General features: G+C 50.3%; 13 protein-coding genes. 4 read left to right on the top strand and 9 right to left on the bottom strand.

All coding sequences use genetic code 11. From position 1 onward, the window contains the following. The first annotated feature begins 40 nt into the window (after positions 1–40). A complete protein-coding gene (locus ABD846_RS09420; RefSeq protein WP_344825755.1) occupies positions 41–3439 on the top strand; it encodes an efflux RND transporter permease subunit in 3399 nt (1132 codons plus the stop codon). 59 nt (positions 3440–3498) lie between these two features. Here the strand turns inward: ABD846_RS09420 and ABD846_RS09415 are convergent, their stop codons facing one another. The 8 genes from ABD846_RS09415 to ABD846_RS09380 form a co-directional block, all read right to left on the bottom strand. Continuing rightward, positions 3499–4395, bottom strand: coding sequence for a UbiA prenyltransferase family protein (locus ABD846_RS09415; RefSeq protein WP_344825752.1), 897 nt, complete (start codon positions 4393–4395; stop codon positions 3499–3501). Between the two features lie 97 nt (positions 4396–4492). Next, positions 4493–6763, bottom strand: coding sequence for an aconitate hydratase (locus tag ABD846_RS09410; RefSeq protein WP_344825749.1), 2271 nt, complete (start codon positions 6761–6763; stop codon positions 4493–4495). Between the two features lie 194 nt (positions 6764–6957). Continuing rightward, positions 6958–9990 carry a T9SS type A sorting domain-containing protein gene (locus tag ABD846_RS09405; RefSeq protein ID WP_344825746.1) on the bottom strand — a complete coding sequence of 1011 codons (3033 nt, stop codon included), beginning with the start codon at positions 9988–9990 and terminating at the stop codon, positions 6958–6960. Between the two features lie 118 nt (positions 9991–10108). Continuing rightward, a complete protein-coding gene (locus tag ABD846_RS09400; protein WP_344825743.1) occupies positions 10109–10618 on the bottom strand; it encodes a hypothetical protein in 510 nt (169 codons plus the stop codon). Between the two features lie 80 nt (positions 10619–10698). After that, positions 10699–11025, bottom strand: a complete 327-nt coding sequence (locus tag ABD846_RS09395) for a TfoX/Sxy family protein (protein ID WP_344825740.1) — start codon at positions 11023–11025, stop codon at positions 10699–10701. A gap of 18 nt (positions 11026–11043) precedes the next feature. Then, positions 11044–12048 (bottom strand): bifunctional heptose 7-phosphate kinase/heptose 1-phosphate adenyltransferase, encoded by a 1005-nt coding sequence (locus tag ABD846_RS09390; RefSeq protein WP_344825737.1) that lies wholly within the window; start codon positions 12046–12048, stop codon positions 11044–11046. Then, positions 12045–13481, bottom strand: coding sequence for an APC family permease (locus tag ABD846_RS09385; RefSeq protein WP_344825734.1), 1437 nt, complete (start codon positions 13479–13481; stop codon positions 12045–12047). Before ABD846_RS09385 ends, ABD846_RS09390 begins: the two co-directional genes overlap by 4 nt. A 19-nt stretch (positions 13482–13500) precedes the next feature. Further along, the gene (locus ABD846_RS09380; protein ID WP_344825731.1) at positions 13501–14115 is read right to left on the bottom strand and encodes an OmpH/Skp family outer membrane protein; all 615 of its coding nucleotides are present in this window, start codon (positions 14113–14115) and stop codon (positions 13501–13503) included. A gap of 207 nt (positions 14116–14322) precedes the next feature. On the opposite strand from ABD846_RS09380, the gene ABD846_RS09375 reads away from it, so the two are divergent. From ABD846_RS09375 to ABD846_RS09365, 3 genes are read left to right on the top strand one after another with little or no spacing between them, the layout of a single operon-like run. Next, positions 14323–14637 (top strand): ArsR/SmtB family transcription factor, encoded by a 315-nt coding sequence (locus tag ABD846_RS09375; protein WP_344825728.1) that lies wholly within the window; start codon positions 14323–14325, stop codon positions 14635–14637. 2 nt (positions 14638–14639) lie between these two features. Beyond that, positions 14640–15605 carry an SRPBCC domain-containing protein gene (locus tag ABD846_RS09370; RefSeq protein ID WP_344825725.1) on the top strand — a complete coding sequence of 322 codons (966 nt, stop codon included), beginning with the start codon at positions 14640–14642 and terminating at the stop codon, positions 15603–15605. A 2-nt stretch (positions 15606–15607) separates the two neighbouring features. Then, entirely contained in the window at positions 15608–15979 is a 372-nt protein-coding gene (locus tag ABD846_RS09365; protein WP_344825722.1) for a DoxX family protein, read from the top strand. A gap of 240 nt (positions 15980–16219) precedes the next feature. Here the strand turns inward: ABD846_RS09365 and ABD846_RS09360 are convergent, their stop codons facing one another. After that, positions 16220–16471 (bottom strand): hypothetical protein, encoded by a 252-nt coding sequence (locus tag ABD846_RS09360; RefSeq protein WP_344825719.1) that lies wholly within the window; start codon positions 16469–16471, stop codon positions 16220–16222. Positions 16472–16508: the final 37 nt, after the last annotated feature.

Genomic DNA, 16508 nt, shown 5'->3' with positions numbered 1-16508 from the left:
ATATAACGCTCATTAGCAATTCCCCTTACAAGCATTTTCGATGAAAGACACTTTTAAAGAGTTTAAGTTGTCCAGTTGGGCGGTAGACAACCGGACGGCCGTATATATACTCACAATCATTATTACGCTGATCGGTCTCATGACCTATATCAGCCTTCCGAAGGAACAGTTCCCGGAGATCAAGCTGCCGCAGATCATCGTACAGACGGTCTATCCGGGTACTTCTCCCGACAACATGGAGAACCTTGTTACCAAGCCTATCGAGAAAGAAGTAAAAAATCTGACAGGTGTAAAAAAGGTCACTTCCAATTCATTCCAGGATTACTCTGTTGTAATCGTCGAGTTCAATACGGATGTGCTGGTAGACAAGGCAAAGCAGGATGTGAAAGATGCCGTGGACAAAGCGCGTACCGACCTGCCCAGCAATCTTCCGAACGAGCCTGAAGTGAAAGACATTGATCTTACCGAGGTTCCGATCCTTTATGTGAACATCTCCGGCAACTTCGATCTGAACCGTCTGAAAAAATACGCAGACCGTGTAAAGGATGAGATCGAAGAGTTTAAGGAGATCAAGCGCGTGGACATGGTTGGTGCACTCGAGCGTGAGATACAGATCAACGTTGACCTGTTCCGCATGCAGGCGGCAGGGATGACATTCAACGATATCGAACAGACGGTTTCTTATGAGAACTTTTCAGCCACGGCGGGTGAGGTATCTATGAACAACCAGAAGCGTATCCTGAGTATCCGTAACGAGTTTACCAGCGCCGAACAGATCGGAAATTTGATCGTTCGCAACCAGCAGGGTAAGGCTATTTATCTGAAAGACATCGCAGACGTCCGCGATAATTTTGAGGAGCAGAAAAGCTATGCACGACTCGACGGTAAGAACGTTATCACGCTGAATATCATCAAGGCCAAAGGGCAGAACCTGATTGATGCTTCTGAAAAAATTGAAGCACTGCTGGAGCGTATGCACAAAGAGGAACTACCGAAAGAGCTGAACCTTGTAGTAACCGGCGATCAGTCCGAGACCACGAAGACAACGCTTACTGATCTGATCAATACGATCATCATAGGCTTTATCCTGGTAACCGTGATCCTGATGTTCTTTATGGGCGTAACAAATGCCTTGTTCGTGGCGATGTCCGTACCGCTTTCCTGTGCGCTTGCTTTCCTGGTAATGCCGGGAATCGGCTTTACGCTGAACATGATCGTGCTGTTTTCTTTCCTGCTTGCGCTGGGTATTGTGGTGGACGATGCGATTGTGGTGATTGAGAACACGCACCGGATCTTCGAGAATGGTAAAGTGCCGATTAAAAAGGCTGCGAAAGTAGCTACAGGCGAGGTGTTTCTGCCGGTGTTATCCGGTACGGTAACCACATTGATTCCGTTCATTCCGCTCGCATTCTGGAAAGGTGTAATCGGGAGCTTTATGTTCTACCTGCCGATAACGCTGATCATCACCCTGATTGCCTCGCTGCTGGTTGCGTATATCATCAACCCTGTATTTGCGGTAGACTTTATGAAACCGCACGATCCGCACGATACAGGCAAACGCAGATGGGGAAAACGCGATAAGGTGGTGATGATTATCTTCCTTTCCGTGATCGCGCTGTGCTACATCACCGCCTCTTTTGGTATGGGCAATTTCGTGCTGTTCATTTATGGATTTGTACTGCTCGAAAAATTCGTGTTCGAAAAATGGATTCACTCCTTCCAGAATAAGGTATGGCCTGCATTCCAGGATTGGTATGCCAAATGGCTGAAACGCGCGCTGGTTCGCCCTTTTGCAACATTGGGCATTATGATCGGTATTTTCGTTCTGGCTATCGTACTGATGATGGTGCGTAAACCGGAAGTGGTGTTCTTCCCGAGCGGTGAACCCAACTTCGCTTACGTATACCTCAATATGCCGGTGGGAACAGACCAGGCTTATACCAACAAGGTACTGGAACGACTGGAAGAACGCGTGGATAAAGCATTGGACATTGACCTTAAAACAGGTAAGAAAAATCCCGTTGTAAAGTCGGTGATCTCGAATGTTACGGTAGGCGCCATCGACCCCAACAGCGGTGAGGTGGGCGACTTCCCTAATAAAGGAAAAATCACGGTTGCTTTCGTGGAGTTTGCCAAACGTAACGGCAAGTCTACTGCAGAATACCTCGAACGTATCCGCCAGGCGGTGAAAGGCGTACCCGGTGCGGAAGTAACGGTAGATAAGGAAAGTTCCGGCCCGCCGTTGCCGAAGCCGGTTGTTATTGATATCTCCGGAGACAATCTTGATTCACTCATCAATACCTCTGAAAGATTAAAACGCTTCCTTGAGAAGAAACAGATTGCAGGAGTGGAAGAGCTGCGCAGCGACTTCCAGGCTTCCAAGCCGGAGATCGTGTTCGACCTCGATCGTGAGCGTATGAATGCTGCTGGTATCACTACCGGCCAGGTTGCTGCCGGACTGCGTACTGCGGTGTTCGGTAAAGAGATCAGCCGCTTCCGCGATGCAAATGACGATTACCCCATCACCCTGCGTCTGAACCAGAACCAGCGTGAAAACATCGATGCCGTGCGTAATATGCCGATCGTGTACCGCGATATGGGAATGGGCGGCGTGATCCGTCAGGTGCCGGTGAGCTCCTTTGCCGACATCCGTTACGGTACCACTTACGGAGGTATCAAGCGTAAGGATCAGAAAAGAATTATTTCATTATCATCCAATGTAATCGGCGGATTCAATGAGAATGAGGTCGTGTCTGCAATCCAGGCCGAGCTCGGTAACTTCAAGGCGCCCGCCGGAGTAACGATTAAAATGGGCGGACAACAGGAAGATCAGGCGGAAACCGGAGCATTCCTGGGCCGTGCAATGGGTATTGCCGTGTGCCTGATATTCCTGATCCTGATCATCCAGTTCAACTCCATCAGCCGTACGCTGATCATCATGTCGGAGATCATTTTCTCTGTATTCGGTGTATTCCTGGGTGTGGCGATCTTCAAAGTGAAATTCTCTATTGTCATGAGCGGTATCGGTATCGTCGCACTTGCGGGTATTGTGGTGCGGAACGGTATCCTGCTGATCGAATTTATGGACCTGATGCTCAAGGAAGGAATGGAACCTTTCGATGCCGTGGTGGAAGCAGGACGCACCCGTATGACGCCGGTAATTCTTACGGCTACCGCAGCTATTCTTGGCTTGATTCCGCTGGCGATAGGATTGAACATCGACTTCGTGTCCTTGTTCCGTCACCTGAATCCGCACATCTTCCTGGGCGGAGACAGCGTTGCGTTCTGGGGACCGCTCGCGTGGACGATGATCTACGGATTGAGCTTTGCTACTTTCCTTACACTGATCGTTGTTCCGGTAATGAGTCTGCTGGCCTTCCGTCTTAAAGACTGGCTGCGCCGCAAAAGAGTATCGGTAGCCGAATCGCTTAAAGATTAGGTCCAGTAAACCGATAAAGTGGAACGTCGCCGGAGTGCTTACTCCGGCGATTTTTTTTGTCAGAACCACATTGCAATAATTCCGCAGAAAGCTTTGAACAGCATCAGCCCGTCGATCAGTACCAGGTAGTAAAGGATCTGGTGACGCTTGTGCAGAGAATAAGCCGTAAGCATCGCCGCCCAGAAGGGCAGGGTGTTGACACCGATGCGCACGGGCGTAAAACCCCGGAAGATACCGATCACAACAAGGCTGGCAAGCCCTACGATGCACAAAGGGATCAACAGCATAAAGATCGTTTTTCTCAGCCCGTTCCTCACCACGAATGTTTTAAGTTCCCGGTTGTAGTCTTCGGCATAGTCCTTGATGTCGAACATGATGCATAAAATGGAAATGAAGACAAAGTTTTTAGTGAACAGCAGCAGCGTGATGGAGGTTGCGACCGGTTGCATACCTTGTTGCATATAATAATAGAACAGCGGATAAACCGTCACTGCGCCGGCCCATATAAACCCTATCAGGAACGGTTTAAGCCAGCCGCGGTTACGCAGATTCAGAGAGAAGCGACTGCCCAGTTGTGGTCCGTAATACAGAAAGGCTGCGGCCGGGAAGCAAAGCAACAGGAACCAGTTCTGCCATCCTATGTCGAAGCGGAGTTGCGGTATGCTCCACAACAGCAGGGCACTGCCGCTGGTCAGCAGTAAAGCCTGGCTCACATGCACCAGCCTTGCATGGTGACGGTACCATTGTGTACGCTGATTGAGGTTATCAGGATTCTGATCCTGAACGTAGGCGCGCGTGTAGAACCAGGTGCAGAGTGAAAATACGATCCAGTAATAAGCGGGTTCATTTATGGGAATACCTTGCTGCACGGCGGCCTCCATAGAAAGAGCTACGGCACAGATGCCATAGAAATAGTTTCCGAAGAAAATGCTGCGTATAACAGGTTTATTGGTCACTGTTACAAAGGTACCGGCCCGGTATGATTCCTGGTAATAAAAAATCCGCCCTTACAGAGCGGATTTTTTATAATCATGATTATTTAACGGCTTGCGGTTAGGCAGCACCGAATTGTTTGCGGATGATGTTCAGGGCAGCTCCTTCTTTGAACCATTCGATCTGCTGCTCATTGTATGTATGATTAGCCTGGATGGTGTCGGAAGAACCGTCTGCGTGATGGAACACCAGTGTCAATGGAACTCCCGGCGCAAAGCTGGTCAGTCCGAGGATGTCGATGGTGTCATCTTCCTGGATCTTGTTGTAATCCTCTTTGTCTGCAAAGGTCAAAGCGAGCATTCCCTGCTTTTTCAGGTTGGTCTCGTGGATACGCGCGAAAGATTTTACCAGTACTGCACGTACGCCCAGGAAACGTGGTTCCATTGCTGCGTGTTCACGGCTGCTGCCTTCGCCATAGTTCTCGTCACCTACCACCACTGTGCCGATACCCTGCGCCTTATAAGCACGTTGTGTAGCCGGTACAGGGCCGTATTCGCCGGTGAGCTGACTTTTGATGGAATCAGTTTTGTCGTTGAAATAGTTCACCGCACCGATCAGCATATTGTTGGAAATGTTATCCAGATGACCGCGGAATTTCAACCAGGGACCCGCCATGGAGATATGGTCAGTAGTACATTTTCCTTTTGCTTTGATCAGCAGTTTCAATCCTTTCAGATCAGTACCTTCCCATTTGGGGAACGGAGCCAGCAACTGCAGGCGGCTTGAATTCGGATCTACAGCCACATTCACTTTGCTGCCGTCTTCAGCCGGGGCCTGGTAGCCTGCATCGTCAACTGCAAAGCCGCGTGGAGGCAGTTCAAATCCGGAAGGTTCATCCAGTTTCACCTGCTCGCCTTTTTCATTGGTCAGTGTATCTGTCAATGGATTGAACGTAAGGTCGCCCGCGATAGCAAGCGCTGTAACGAGCTCCGGCGAAGCAACAAACGCATAGGTGTTCGGGTTACCGTCTGCACGTTTTGCGAAGTTGCGGTTGAAAGAGTGAACGATCGTGTTTTTTTCCTGTTTGTCGGCGCCCATACGATCCCACATACCGATACAGGGACCGCAGGCGTTAGAGAATACTTTGGCACCGATCTTGTCGAATGTATCCAGGAAGCCGTCGCGCTCAATAGTAAAGCGTACCTGCTCGGAGCCCGGAGTAATCGTGAATTCTGCCTTTGTTTTCAGGCTTTTTTCTGCCACCTGTTTTGCAATGCTTACAGAACGGCTGATGTCTTCGTAAGAAGAGTTGGTACAGCTTCCGATCAGACCTACTTCCACTTTTGTAGGCCAGCCGTTTTTCTCGGCTTCTTCCTTCATTTTTGAGATCGGCGTAGCCAGATCCGGAGTGAAAGGTCCGTTCAGATGAGGTTCCAGTTCGCTCAGGTTGATTTCAATCACCTGGTCGAAATATTGTTCAGGATTTGCGTATACTTCAGCATCGCCGGTGAGGTGCTCACGTACCGCGTCTGCAGCATCAGCGATATCTGCACGGTTTGTTCCCCTGAGGTAACGGCTCATACTGTCGTCGTAACCGAAGGTGGAAGTTGTTGCTCCGATCTCAGCACCCATGTTACAGATAGTGCCTTTACCGGTACAGCTCATCGCTACAGCACCCTCGCCGAAGTACTCGACGATTGCGCCTGTTCCGCCTTTTACAGTAAGGATACCGGCTACTTTCAGGATCACGTCTTTAGGAGCAGTCCATCCGCTCAGCTTACCTGTCAGTTTAATACCGATCAGTTTCGGGAATTTCAGTTCCCAGGGCAGGCCCGCCATTACGTCACAGGCATCAGCGCCTCCGACTCCGATGGCTACCATACCCAGTCCGCCTGCGTTTACGGTATGACTGTCGGTTCCGATCATCATACCGCCGGGGAATGCGTAGTTTTCCAGTACTACCTGGTGAATGATACCGGCTCCGGGTTTCCAGAAACCGATACCGTATTTATCAGAAACAGAAGCGAGGAAATCATATACTTCCTTGCTCTCTGTAACGGCTCTTTTCAGATCCACTTCGCTGTTATCTCTTGCCTGGATCAGGTGATCACAGTGTACCGTGCTTGGTACCGCTACTTTAGCTCTCCCTGCCTGCATAAACTGCAGCAACGCCATCTGTGCGGTTGCATCCTGCATCGCAACGCGATCCGGTGCAAAGTCCACATAGCTTTTACCTCTTTCGTAAGCGTTTGCAGGAAATTTATCCCAAAGGTGGGCGTACAGGATTTTTTCTGTGAGTGTCAAAGGACGACCCAGCAGTTTTTTTGTTTCCGCGATCTTGGCGGGGAGCTGTTCGTAGTGCTTTTTAATGAGATCGAAATCGAAGGCCATAATGTATTTTATTTGTGAAATGCTTCGTTGGAAGATGCGCAAATTTATTACAATCGTAAGACAATTCCGCCTTTTAAAAGGCTTTTTTGGCTTCGTTTTTTGTGAAATCTATACCTTTTGAGCATTTTTCCGGCGCATAAAAAAAGCGACACGGAATCTGCCGTGTCGCTGTGCTGTTGAAGCGGTTAAGTGTTTTACTGTACCAGTAATTTCACCGTTTGCTGCATGCCTTTTCTGCTTACCTGCACAAAGTAAAACCCTTTTGCCACCTGGCTCAGGTTAAATACTATATGCATATTTTTATCAGAGGCGCTTCCTTCCGAAGCGGTCACGGTACGACCCTGCAGATCCATCAGTGCAATGCGGTATGGCGTACCCGGGTCTGTCGTAAATGCGACTGTCACCGCTTCCTGTGCCGGATTCGGTACGAGTTGTACATCCATTCCCGTTACTGATTTTTCTGATATTGATGAAGGCTTCCAGCTCAGATCCAATCCCGTCAGTACTACCGAACGGAATTTGCGCAGGATGAGATCTCCGAAGTCCTTCATAGCTGTTCCGTCGTTATACAGCATATCGTCGCCGTTATCCGTGATCAGTTGCAGACCACCCACACCATTTTCCACAACACCTTCAAAGTTCAGGCTGTCGCCGGGATGCACGGTTACCAGTACTGCCGTGTCAGTTTGCTTGCCCGACCATTTATAGATCGCGCCCGTCAGCGGAGAGCCGCCGACATTACCGGCAACAATGATGTACACACCCTCTTTGGTACGCATGATGTCTCTGATACCGCGTCCGCCGAGATTCAATTCTATAGGCGCACCGAAATTCACCGGTCCGGAAGGGCTGCCATCATTGAACCAGGTTTCAAAATTTCTGATCGGTGCGATCAGGGCATTTTTACGACTGGTTACCGGAACCAGCGGCGCACGCATGGCGATATACAGGGTAGTGCTGTCCGGTCCGAATACCATACCCTCGGCAGCAAAGCCGTTAGGGAGTTTGGAATCCACGCCTGCAGCGGCGCTTGCCGTGAAATTATAGCCGTTTGCGTCTCCCCATACGATCATGGAATCGCGGAGTGCGGTATATCCCTTTACGGTAAAGGTTGTGGCAGCGCCGGTGCCGGAGATATCAGTGGCGAACAGGCGGTTGCGGTTCGGCTTCGCATCAAAAGGCGATTTGCCGTTACTCATAGATCCCATCCAATAGCATCTGCCGCTTTTGCGGAGACTGCGGGTACCCGCTTCCAGATCCACTTCCGGCTTGGAAGGATTCGGCAATGAAAGCCAGGATGTATATTCAAAACTTTTTACGCGCATTCCGGAATTTTTACGCGAATACACATTCAGCACATTCAGTTCATCATCGCCCACAATAAAATAATCATCATCCAGCGCAATCGCCGCCGATGCATCGGAAATGCCGGTATGCCAGCGGGACTGTGCGGTGCGGATGCTGTCTTCGGATGCTGCATAATGCAGGGTAAACAGGGATGAATCGATACCATCGGAAACGGTAAGACGGATATCCGAGTAGCCGGCTTTTTTAGGCAGGATATGTACGTAACGAATCGAGTCGCTGCCGGTGATCGTGATATTCGCAAGCGGCACCACATTTGTGTCCGAACTCGAAACGGAAAGACCCAGCATAGAAGAAGGCGTCTCCAGGTCGGTAATGTTGCAGGCAACCCCGAGTGTGTTTGCAGGATCGGTTGGGTTGTTCTTTACACCGCTGAGCACAAAGGAAGATTTGATCATGCCTGAAGCCGCGCTGTCTATATAATCAGTAGTGGAGTCTGTATTTATATTGATCACCGGGATGTTATTACCATCGTTATCGGCTATCGTGATCGTTTTCACACTGTCCCAGCCGATGCTGATACCGGAAGAAGCACTTCTCAATGCTATGCGTGCAGTTTCTGTGCCTTCACCAAGGATATCGTCCTTCACGGTAAATGTGGCGCTTGCTGTTGCACTTCCTGCAGGGATAGTCAGCGTGGATGCGCTCAGGGAGTAGTCGCCGGAAGTGATGCCTGTTCCGGAAATATTCAGGGAAATGGTCTGGGACGCCGTAACGCTGGCCGAGGCATTTGCTTTGATCGTGATGACACTCATGCCAGCCTCGGAAGCAGTATCGCTGCTTACGGTAAGCTGCACCACGGGTGTGCCTGAAGCCAACGGGGCAAAGGTGATGCCTTTATAAAATACACCGGAGACCGCACTTACAAGCGTTGTAATGGTTGAGCCGGAAGCCGATCCGTTATCCACCACTTTAATAATGCGGTTTCCTGTTGATTCAAATGTGGTTGCATACAGAATAGGATTACTGCCGGAATAATCCGCCACGATTCCGTACGCTCCGGTATTCGTTGCTCCGGTTCCTATTGTATACGCAAGCGACCAGGTGCCGGAACTGCGCACCCATTTCTGGATACCGCCCGCAGCGGTGTTGAGGCTGATGGCAATATAGCAGGTGTCGCCCGTAGAACTGAATGAGAAATCCTGCGGGACAATGCTGCCTGTATTGATCACCTGGCTTACGGTTACCGTACCGCTGGTCGGTTTGCCCGTTCCTAAGGCAAAAATACCGAGCTGGCTTGAGGTATTGGTCGGACCGGACTTTTGAGTGGAATAATAGATCTGGCCATTGAAGATACGCAGTCCGTATGCTTTCGGTGGGGTGGTGCCGGTGGCAAGTGCTGCCGCCGTGCCGGTTCCGAAATAATTGATACCATCTGCTGAAGCAACAGATGCTCCGGAAGCCCAGTAGTCGCTGCCATCCGCAACGGCGCCGCGGATATCATTTCCGGAGAAGAACGAATTGCTGGTTGCTACCGGAAGGTAGAAACCGCTGGGTGCAACCGTTCCGATCACACGGGTAACGGTTGAAGCATTTGTAGACGTAATATCGGTGAAGCTGGAAGCGGTTCCGTAACCGGCCAGTACCAGGTATTTTTTATCGGTGGAGGAGGTAAGGAATCCTTCGGAGCCTCCGTACACGCCGGACGTCTGTATCGCGCGCAGCCCTGAGTTGGGCAGATCCACGGATACACCTGCAGTTCCGGAGGTGGTGAATTCCTTCAGCGTAATGGCTGAAGAGGCTTTGGATACTGATCCTGATGTTTGCAGCACCACCAGGTTGCCGGCAGTGAAATCCTGCGCACAAACGGTCCCCGCTGTCAGCAGCAATAAGGAAGAAACGGATACAATTTTTCTGGTCATTATGGAATGATTAATGACGGCAAAAGTATCCGCGTGGCATTATCAAATGATTAATTCGGCGTGAGCGAATTGCTACCAAAAAATGAACGGAATATTGTGCGATGCGGCCATGCTCAACTTACCGGTTGTCGTATTTTTTGAGGAAATACCGGATGATACTGAATTGCTGTTTCCCGGTGCAGGGTATATTGTGCTCCTGCAACAGGGTGTCTAAAGGACTGATATCGGACAGGTGAAAGTTGCCGAGCACGTATGCCTTTCCGTCATTTGCCGTGATGAGTACGCCGTTGTAAGATTCTGATCTCGTGGCGATCGAAATGCGTGAAAAAGAGGATAGTCCCGGTACGGAGAGGCTGATCTTTTTGCCCGTAAGGAAATATAAAGTAATGTTTTGCCGTTGTTCGTCAATCACCACCCTGAACGGCAGGAGAAAAAGCTGCAGCGCCATCATGATCAGCAGTAGTATCAGGAGCGTGACTACGGAACCGAGTATGAATTTTCCGAAATGTTCCGCACCGCTGAAATCCACGGATGGCCGGTACCAGGCAAGAAGCGCAAAGACGGGTGTCGCAATGGAAAGAAGGATTACCTTGCCATAGAGCTGATATTTATTCGGGCCGATCTCCATTACAACAGGCGATTACGTTTTCGTTTGCTAAAATAGCAAAGACGCGGTTGGGAAAGAATAGCCTATTGTTAAGTGACGTGTTATCGGCTTTTCTTTTTGGGTTTGGGTTCCGGCAGTGCGGCCACGGTAATACGTACCAGTTCACTCAGCCATGCCGCGTCCTCAATTTTATCGCCGATCAGGAAACTGTTTTTTGCGCCGGGGTAGGGTGGCGCTTCCTGCGGTTCGCCGATGAACGCTCTGCCCGCGTCTGTGGGTTTGAGAAAAAGCTGGTTGTCGGCAATCAATCCGAATATTTTTTCTTCAGCGTAAACGCCGTATTCGCCGAACATTTTCTTTGCGGTAACGTTGCCAGCTCCCTGTAACTGACCTATTACAAATTCCACGAAATGCTGATCTGATGCCATAGAGCGGGAACAATTAAATTATGATGCGGATGCGACCAGCTGCATGCACTCTTCTTCGAGCTTGGTCTTGTCGATCGGTTTTACTCCTACTTCCTCGCAAACGAGTCCGCCCGCAATATTGGCGATCGCCGCCATGGTGCGCAGGTCCTGGGTAAGCGCATATACAAGTGCCGCAGTAGCTACCACCGTGTCGCCGGCTCCTGATACATCTGCAATGTTCCGGATGTGCGCCGGTTCCAGGTAACCCTGATCCTCCGCTGCAACGAATACGCCGAGCTCGGATAACGTAATGAATGTGGCTTTGTGGCCAAGCTGGTCCTGCAAAGCTGCGTGTGCTTCCATGAGCTGCGGCAGATTCACATTTTTTAGCGGAATAGCCAGACCTTCCCGCACTTCTTTGAGGTTGGGCTTGAAGATGGTCACATCTTTATACGCCAGGAAATTGTGTTTTTTGGGATCTACAAGCGTGATCATGCCAAGCTCTTTGCAATGGCGCGTGATCCTGTCGATCACATTTTCTTTCAGTACTCCCTTGTTGTAATCTTCGAAGATCAGCACCTGTGGCTTCTCACGCTGCAGCATGCGCAGTACCTTGTCGATAAACGGATGTTCATCTGCGGTAAGCAGCTCATCTGCCTGCTCCTCATCCAGGCGCATCATCTGCTGATTGCGGCTGAGGACACGGGTTTTATTCGTAGTAATGCGGTTCAGGCTTTGCATCAGCAATTGGGTGTCGATGCCTGCTTCGGCACATAAGTCGATGAGCATCTTACCCGATTCGTCAGCGCCCAGCACTGATGCCAATGTGACTTTCGCGCCCAGCGCTTTACAATTGAGCGCCACATTTGCCGCACCACCGATGCGTGTTTCCTTTTTCTGTATGGCCACCACCGGTACCGGCGCTTCAGGAGAAATCCTGTCGACCTGTCCCCACCAGTAATTGTCCAGCATCACATCACCGACCACTACCACGTGCAGCCGGTCCATATCCGAAAAGAGTTGCTTCAGTTCTGTTGTTGTCATCGCATGTCAACGGCTTTCTTTTTTTTGCCGCGGTTGATGATATAGTAAATAGGTAATCCCAGTAAAACAATGATCAGTCCGGGTCCTGCATATTGGTTTTTGAAACACAGCAGCAGTACGCAGAAGGCTGTTCCTGCCAGTATATACAGCGCCGGAAGAACGGGGTATCCCAATGCCTTATAAGGTCGTGGCAGATCCGGGCGTTTCCTGCGCAATATGAAAATGCCTGCTATGGTCAGTATGTAAAACAAGACAACCACCAGCGAGATCATATCAAGCAGGTCGCCATAACGCCCGCTCAGGCAAAGAATAGCAGCAACCACGCACTGCGCCCACAATGCCCATGAAGGAACACCGTTGTGGTTCAGCTGTGCAGCCTGCCGGAAGAACAGACCGTCCTGAGCCATCGTGTAGTACACACGTGCTCCTGCCAGTATCAGTCCGTTGTTGCAGCCGAAGGTCGAGATCATGATCATAACGGCAATGATCACCGTTCCGGCCGGACCGAAGATCTGCTGCGAAGCGGCTACCGCCACACGGTCTTTGGACGCGTGCGCGATCTCATCCATCGGAAGCGTAGCGAGGTACGCAAAATTCGCGCTTACGTAAATGATCGTAACGACCAGTGTTCCCAACAAGAGGCTCAGCCCGATGTTGCGCTGGGGATTACGGATTTCCCCGGCAATGAACGTTACGTTATTCCATGCATCGCTGCTGAATACAGACCCTACCATTGCCGCGGCTATACAACCCAGCAGTACGGTGCCGGTGACCGGTACAAATCCCTGTCCTTCCACTTCATGGCCCGGTTGCCAGGCGTTGGTCCAGTTGGCATGCCAGATCTCCGGGCGGAACATCACAAAGCCGGCAATAATCAGGCCGAACAGAGAGATGAGTTTAGCGGTGGTAAATGTGTTCTGAACGAGCTTGCCGCTTTTAACGCCTCTTGTATTCGAGTAGGTGAGCAGGCAGATGATCGCAATCGACATCAGCTGCGCCGCGGAAATGTTCAGTGTCCAGCTTCCGAAAGGAACGGAACAGAGAATATTGTCTTCGCTCAGTACCGGGAACAGGTAGGCGGCAAACTTGCTGAAAGCCACGCCCACAGCAGCAATCGTTCCTGTCTGTATCACGGCGAAAAAACTCCAGCCGTACAGGAACGCGATAAGCTTGTTATACGCTTCCTTCAGGTAAACGTATTGTCCGCCTGCTTTAGGGAACATGCCGCTCAGTTCACCGTAACTGATAGCCGCGGTCATCGTCATTAAACCGGTGAGCACCCAGATTGCAATAAGCCACCCGGCGCTGCCGACGTTCCGGACAATATCCGCCGAAACAATAAAAATACCCGAGCCGATCATCGAACCGATCACGAGCAGGGTGCCGTCCATCAAGCCCAGCGAACGCTGGAAAGAGCCGTGTTCCTGTTCCAAATGCGTACAGATTTAAAAATTATTTTTTGCTGCTGGTATCCGCCGCAGTTTCCACCGGTTTGAACTGGTTCAGTCCTTTCGTTACTTCTTCCGTAATGTCCATTGCTTTATTTGCGTAAAGGACAGGACCTGCTTTGCTGTAGGAAAGAATGAAATCGTATTTATTGTCTTTGTTATACTCGGCCAGATAAGCATCAATGGTCTTTTGCAGACGCTCACCGAAAGCGATCTGTTTTTTCTGCAGTTCTTCGGTCATTTGTGTACGACGGGTTTCGAGCGATTGCTGCATCTGAGCCAGGCGCTGCTGCGCCGAACGGCCTTCCGCTTCACTGTATCCACCTGCCTGCGCTTTCTGCTGGAATGCAGCTGCTTCACTCTGGAACTGCTGCGCTGCGCGCTGGAATTCTGCTTCCGCATCCTGCTGTTGCTTTTCAAGAGCAGCCGATTCGCTTTTCATGAAATCATAATGAGCCTGGAGCGTATCGATATTCACATAAGCGATACGCGCACCGCCGCCCGCGCCTGCTGCACCGGCTGCAGGAGCAGCAGGTTGGTGATTGTTACATGAAGTGCCATAAAGCACAACGCCTGCAAGCGCAAGGGTACGCAGCATTCCGCCGAAACGATTTGTCATATGAATTGATTGTGTTTTGAAGTGTTATGCGGGCGAAGATAAACGGAATCTTAGTAAAAGCCGCTCCTGCGAACGTTTTTCCGCGAAATTTCTGTCACAGAAATACGCCCCGACGCCCCTCGCTCAAAAAATAATTGCCGGATATTTTGTGAAACCAAATGGTTGCACGTATATTTGCAACCGATTAGTTGCACAATTAAACCTGTTATGAGAAGAGATATTTTTCAGGCCATCGCAGACCCCACGCGCCGGGCAATCATTGCGCTCATTGCCGTACAGTCGATGACGCCTAATGCTATTGCAGAACATTTCCAGGCGACGCGGCAGGCGGTATCCAAGCACCTGAAAGTGCTTGTGGAATGTGAAGTGATCGCCCCGCGCCAGCAGGGGCGCGAGATTTATTATCAGTTGGAATTAGAAAAAATGAAAGAAATAGACAAATGGTTGAGCCAGTTCAGGAAGATCTGGGAAGACCGCTTTAACCAGTTAGACAATTTATTATCCACCCTCCAAAATTCGTAAGTATGAATCCCAATCTGTATTTCGACTTTTCCGTCGACAAGCAAAACAACACTATTCATGTAAAAAGACAATTTGCCGCGCAGCTGCCGCTGGTGTGGGACGCCTGGACGCGCCCCGAACTACTGGACCAGTGGTGGGCGCCCAAGCCTTATCGTACCGAAACAAAGTCTATGGATTTCCGGGAAGGCGGTACCTGGCTGTATGCGATGATATCGCCGGAGAATGAAGCGCACTGGTGCCGTGCCGATTATTACAGTATCGAGCAGGGGCGTTCCTTTGCCGGACTGGATGCGTTTTGTGACGAAGCGGGTGAAGTCCGCACCGATTTCCCGCGCACCAACTGGAACACCGAATTTTCGGCACAGGACGGCAGCACTATGGTGAACATCACGCTTACCTACGAAAGCCTGTCCGACCTGGAACAGATCATCTCACTCGGCTTTAAAGAAGGATTCACGATGGCGCTGGGTAACCTGGATCAATACCTCGAAGCACAGTTTCGCCTGCGCAGCGAAATGAAGCCGGACAATGCAGCCCGCGTATGTACGTATCTGAATTTCCCCGGTAACACTGAAGAGGCTTTCCTGTTTTACCAGTCTGTATTTCACCATCCGTTTTCCGGTCGCGGGATACAGCGCTTCGGCGACCTGCCGGCATCTGCGGATCATCCTCCCGTTGCCGAGTCGTTGAAGAAAATGATCCTGCACGTGGAGCTGCCGATCACGGCCAATCACATACTGATGGGTACCGACGCTCCGAAAGAAATGGGCTTTGACCTCGTTGCGGGAAATAATATGCACATCAGTATTGAGCCGGAGACAAGAGACGAAGCAATGCGTATCTTTAATGAATTGTCGGCGGACGGTAAGATTACGATGCCTTTGCAGGATATGTTCTGGGGCGCATACTTTGGTTCGTTCACCGACCGTTATGGAATCAACTGGATGATCAACTTTCAAAATAAGTAGTTATGAAAACATATAAAATCCTCTTCTGGATCACTGCTGTATTGTTATTCCTGACACAGGGCCTGATGCCCCTGTTTACGATGAATTCGGAGGGCAGCCGCGAGGCGATGCGGCATCTGGGCTACCCGGTTTATTTCGGTAATATGCTTGCGGTGTTCAAGTTCCTCGGAAGCCTGGCCATCATCATTCCGCAGGTTCCGTCCCGGGTGAAAGAATGGGCTTTTGCAGGTTTTGCGATCGATTTTCTCTGCGCATCCCTCAGTTTCTGGGCCATAGACGGAGCTACCGGATTCGTGTTGTTCCCGGTCATCGCACTGCTGATCCTGATGGTATGTTACTTTTCGTATTACCGCCTCAACAGCGGTAAGCTATAGCCGGACTACCTTTGCTTCAATAACAAAAGGACCGTTTTTCGACGGTCCTTTTGCATTAAAAAACCGGCAGTGGTGCGTGCCGCTTACCCGGACGTGCAGGACTTGCACCTGATCTCCGCCTGCCTGAAACCGATGATGAATAAAACTTACTAACCCGTCCGGAATTGCTACGACAGGACAAATGTACAAGCCGGTGCCGGTTTACAACATATTGGAACACAAAACACTACAAAGGTTGGGTTACGACTGCGGCAATTCCTCTTCGCGGGATTTGCGCCTCAGTTTAAGCGTATTGGTAACGATGTTGGAAAACGAAAGGAAAATGAAAAAGCCCATACCGATCTTTTCTGCCGATTTGGCCCAGGAGTAACTGTAGGCGAGGATCGAACTGAAAAAAATGAGTCCGATAATATTAATAATGATGTTGATCCTCAATCCTTTCCTGCTCTGAAAAAACGAAAGAAAGCCGGAAGCCTGATTATTGTTACCCATATATCCTGGTTTGGGTGGCAAATATAAAACATTGCCC

It is taken from the genome of Rurimicrobium arvi, assembly GCF_039540495.1.
In the GTDB taxonomy this organism is placed as follows: domain Bacteria; phylum Bacteroidota; class Bacteroidia; order Chitinophagales; family Chitinophagaceae; genus Rurimicrobium; species Rurimicrobium arvi.
This window is presented reverse-complemented; position numbering and strand designations above follow the sequence as displayed.

Coding starts and splice junctions, on each gene's coding strand:
- ABD846_RS09420 (WP_344825755.1), top strand. CDS start 41: ATGAAAGACACTTTTAAAGAGTTTAAGTTGTCCAGTTGGGCGGTAGAC.
- ABD846_RS09410 (WP_344825749.1), bottom strand. CDS start 6,763: ATGGCCTTCGATTTCGATCTCATTAAAAAGCACTACGAACAGCTCCCC.
- ABD846_RS09405 (WP_344825746.1), bottom strand. CDS start 9,990: ATGACCAGAAAAATTGTATCCGTTTCTTCCTTATTGCTGCTGACAGCG.
- ABD846_RS09400 (WP_344825743.1), bottom strand. CDS start 10,618: ATGGAGATCGGCCCGAATAAATATCAGCTCTATGGCAAGGTAATCCTT.
- ABD846_RS09395 (WP_344825740.1), bottom strand. CDS start 11,025: ATGGCATCAGATCAGCATTTCGTGGAATTTGTAATAGGTCAGTTACAG.
- ABD846_RS09390 (WP_344825737.1), bottom strand. CDS start 12,048: ATGACAACAACAGAACTGAAGCAACTCTTTTCGGATATGGACCGGCTG.
- ABD846_RS09380 (WP_344825731.1), bottom strand. CDS start 14,115: ATGACAAATCGTTTCGGCGGAATGCTGCGTACCCTTGCGCTTGCAGGC.
- ABD846_RS09375 (WP_344825728.1), top strand. CDS start 14,323: ATGAGAAGAGATATTTTTCAGGCCATCGCAGACCCCACGCGCCGGGCA.
- ABD846_RS09370 (WP_344825725.1), top strand. CDS start 14,640: ATGAATCCCAATCTGTATTTCGACTTTTCCGTCGACAAGCAAAACAAC.
- ABD846_RS09365 (WP_344825722.1), top strand. CDS start 15,608: ATGAAAACATATAAAATCCTCTTCTGGATCACTGCTGTATTGTTATTC.
- ABD846_RS09360 (WP_344825719.1), bottom strand. CDS start 16,471: ATGGGTAACAATAATCAGGCTTCCGGCTTTCTTTCGTTTTTTCAGAGC.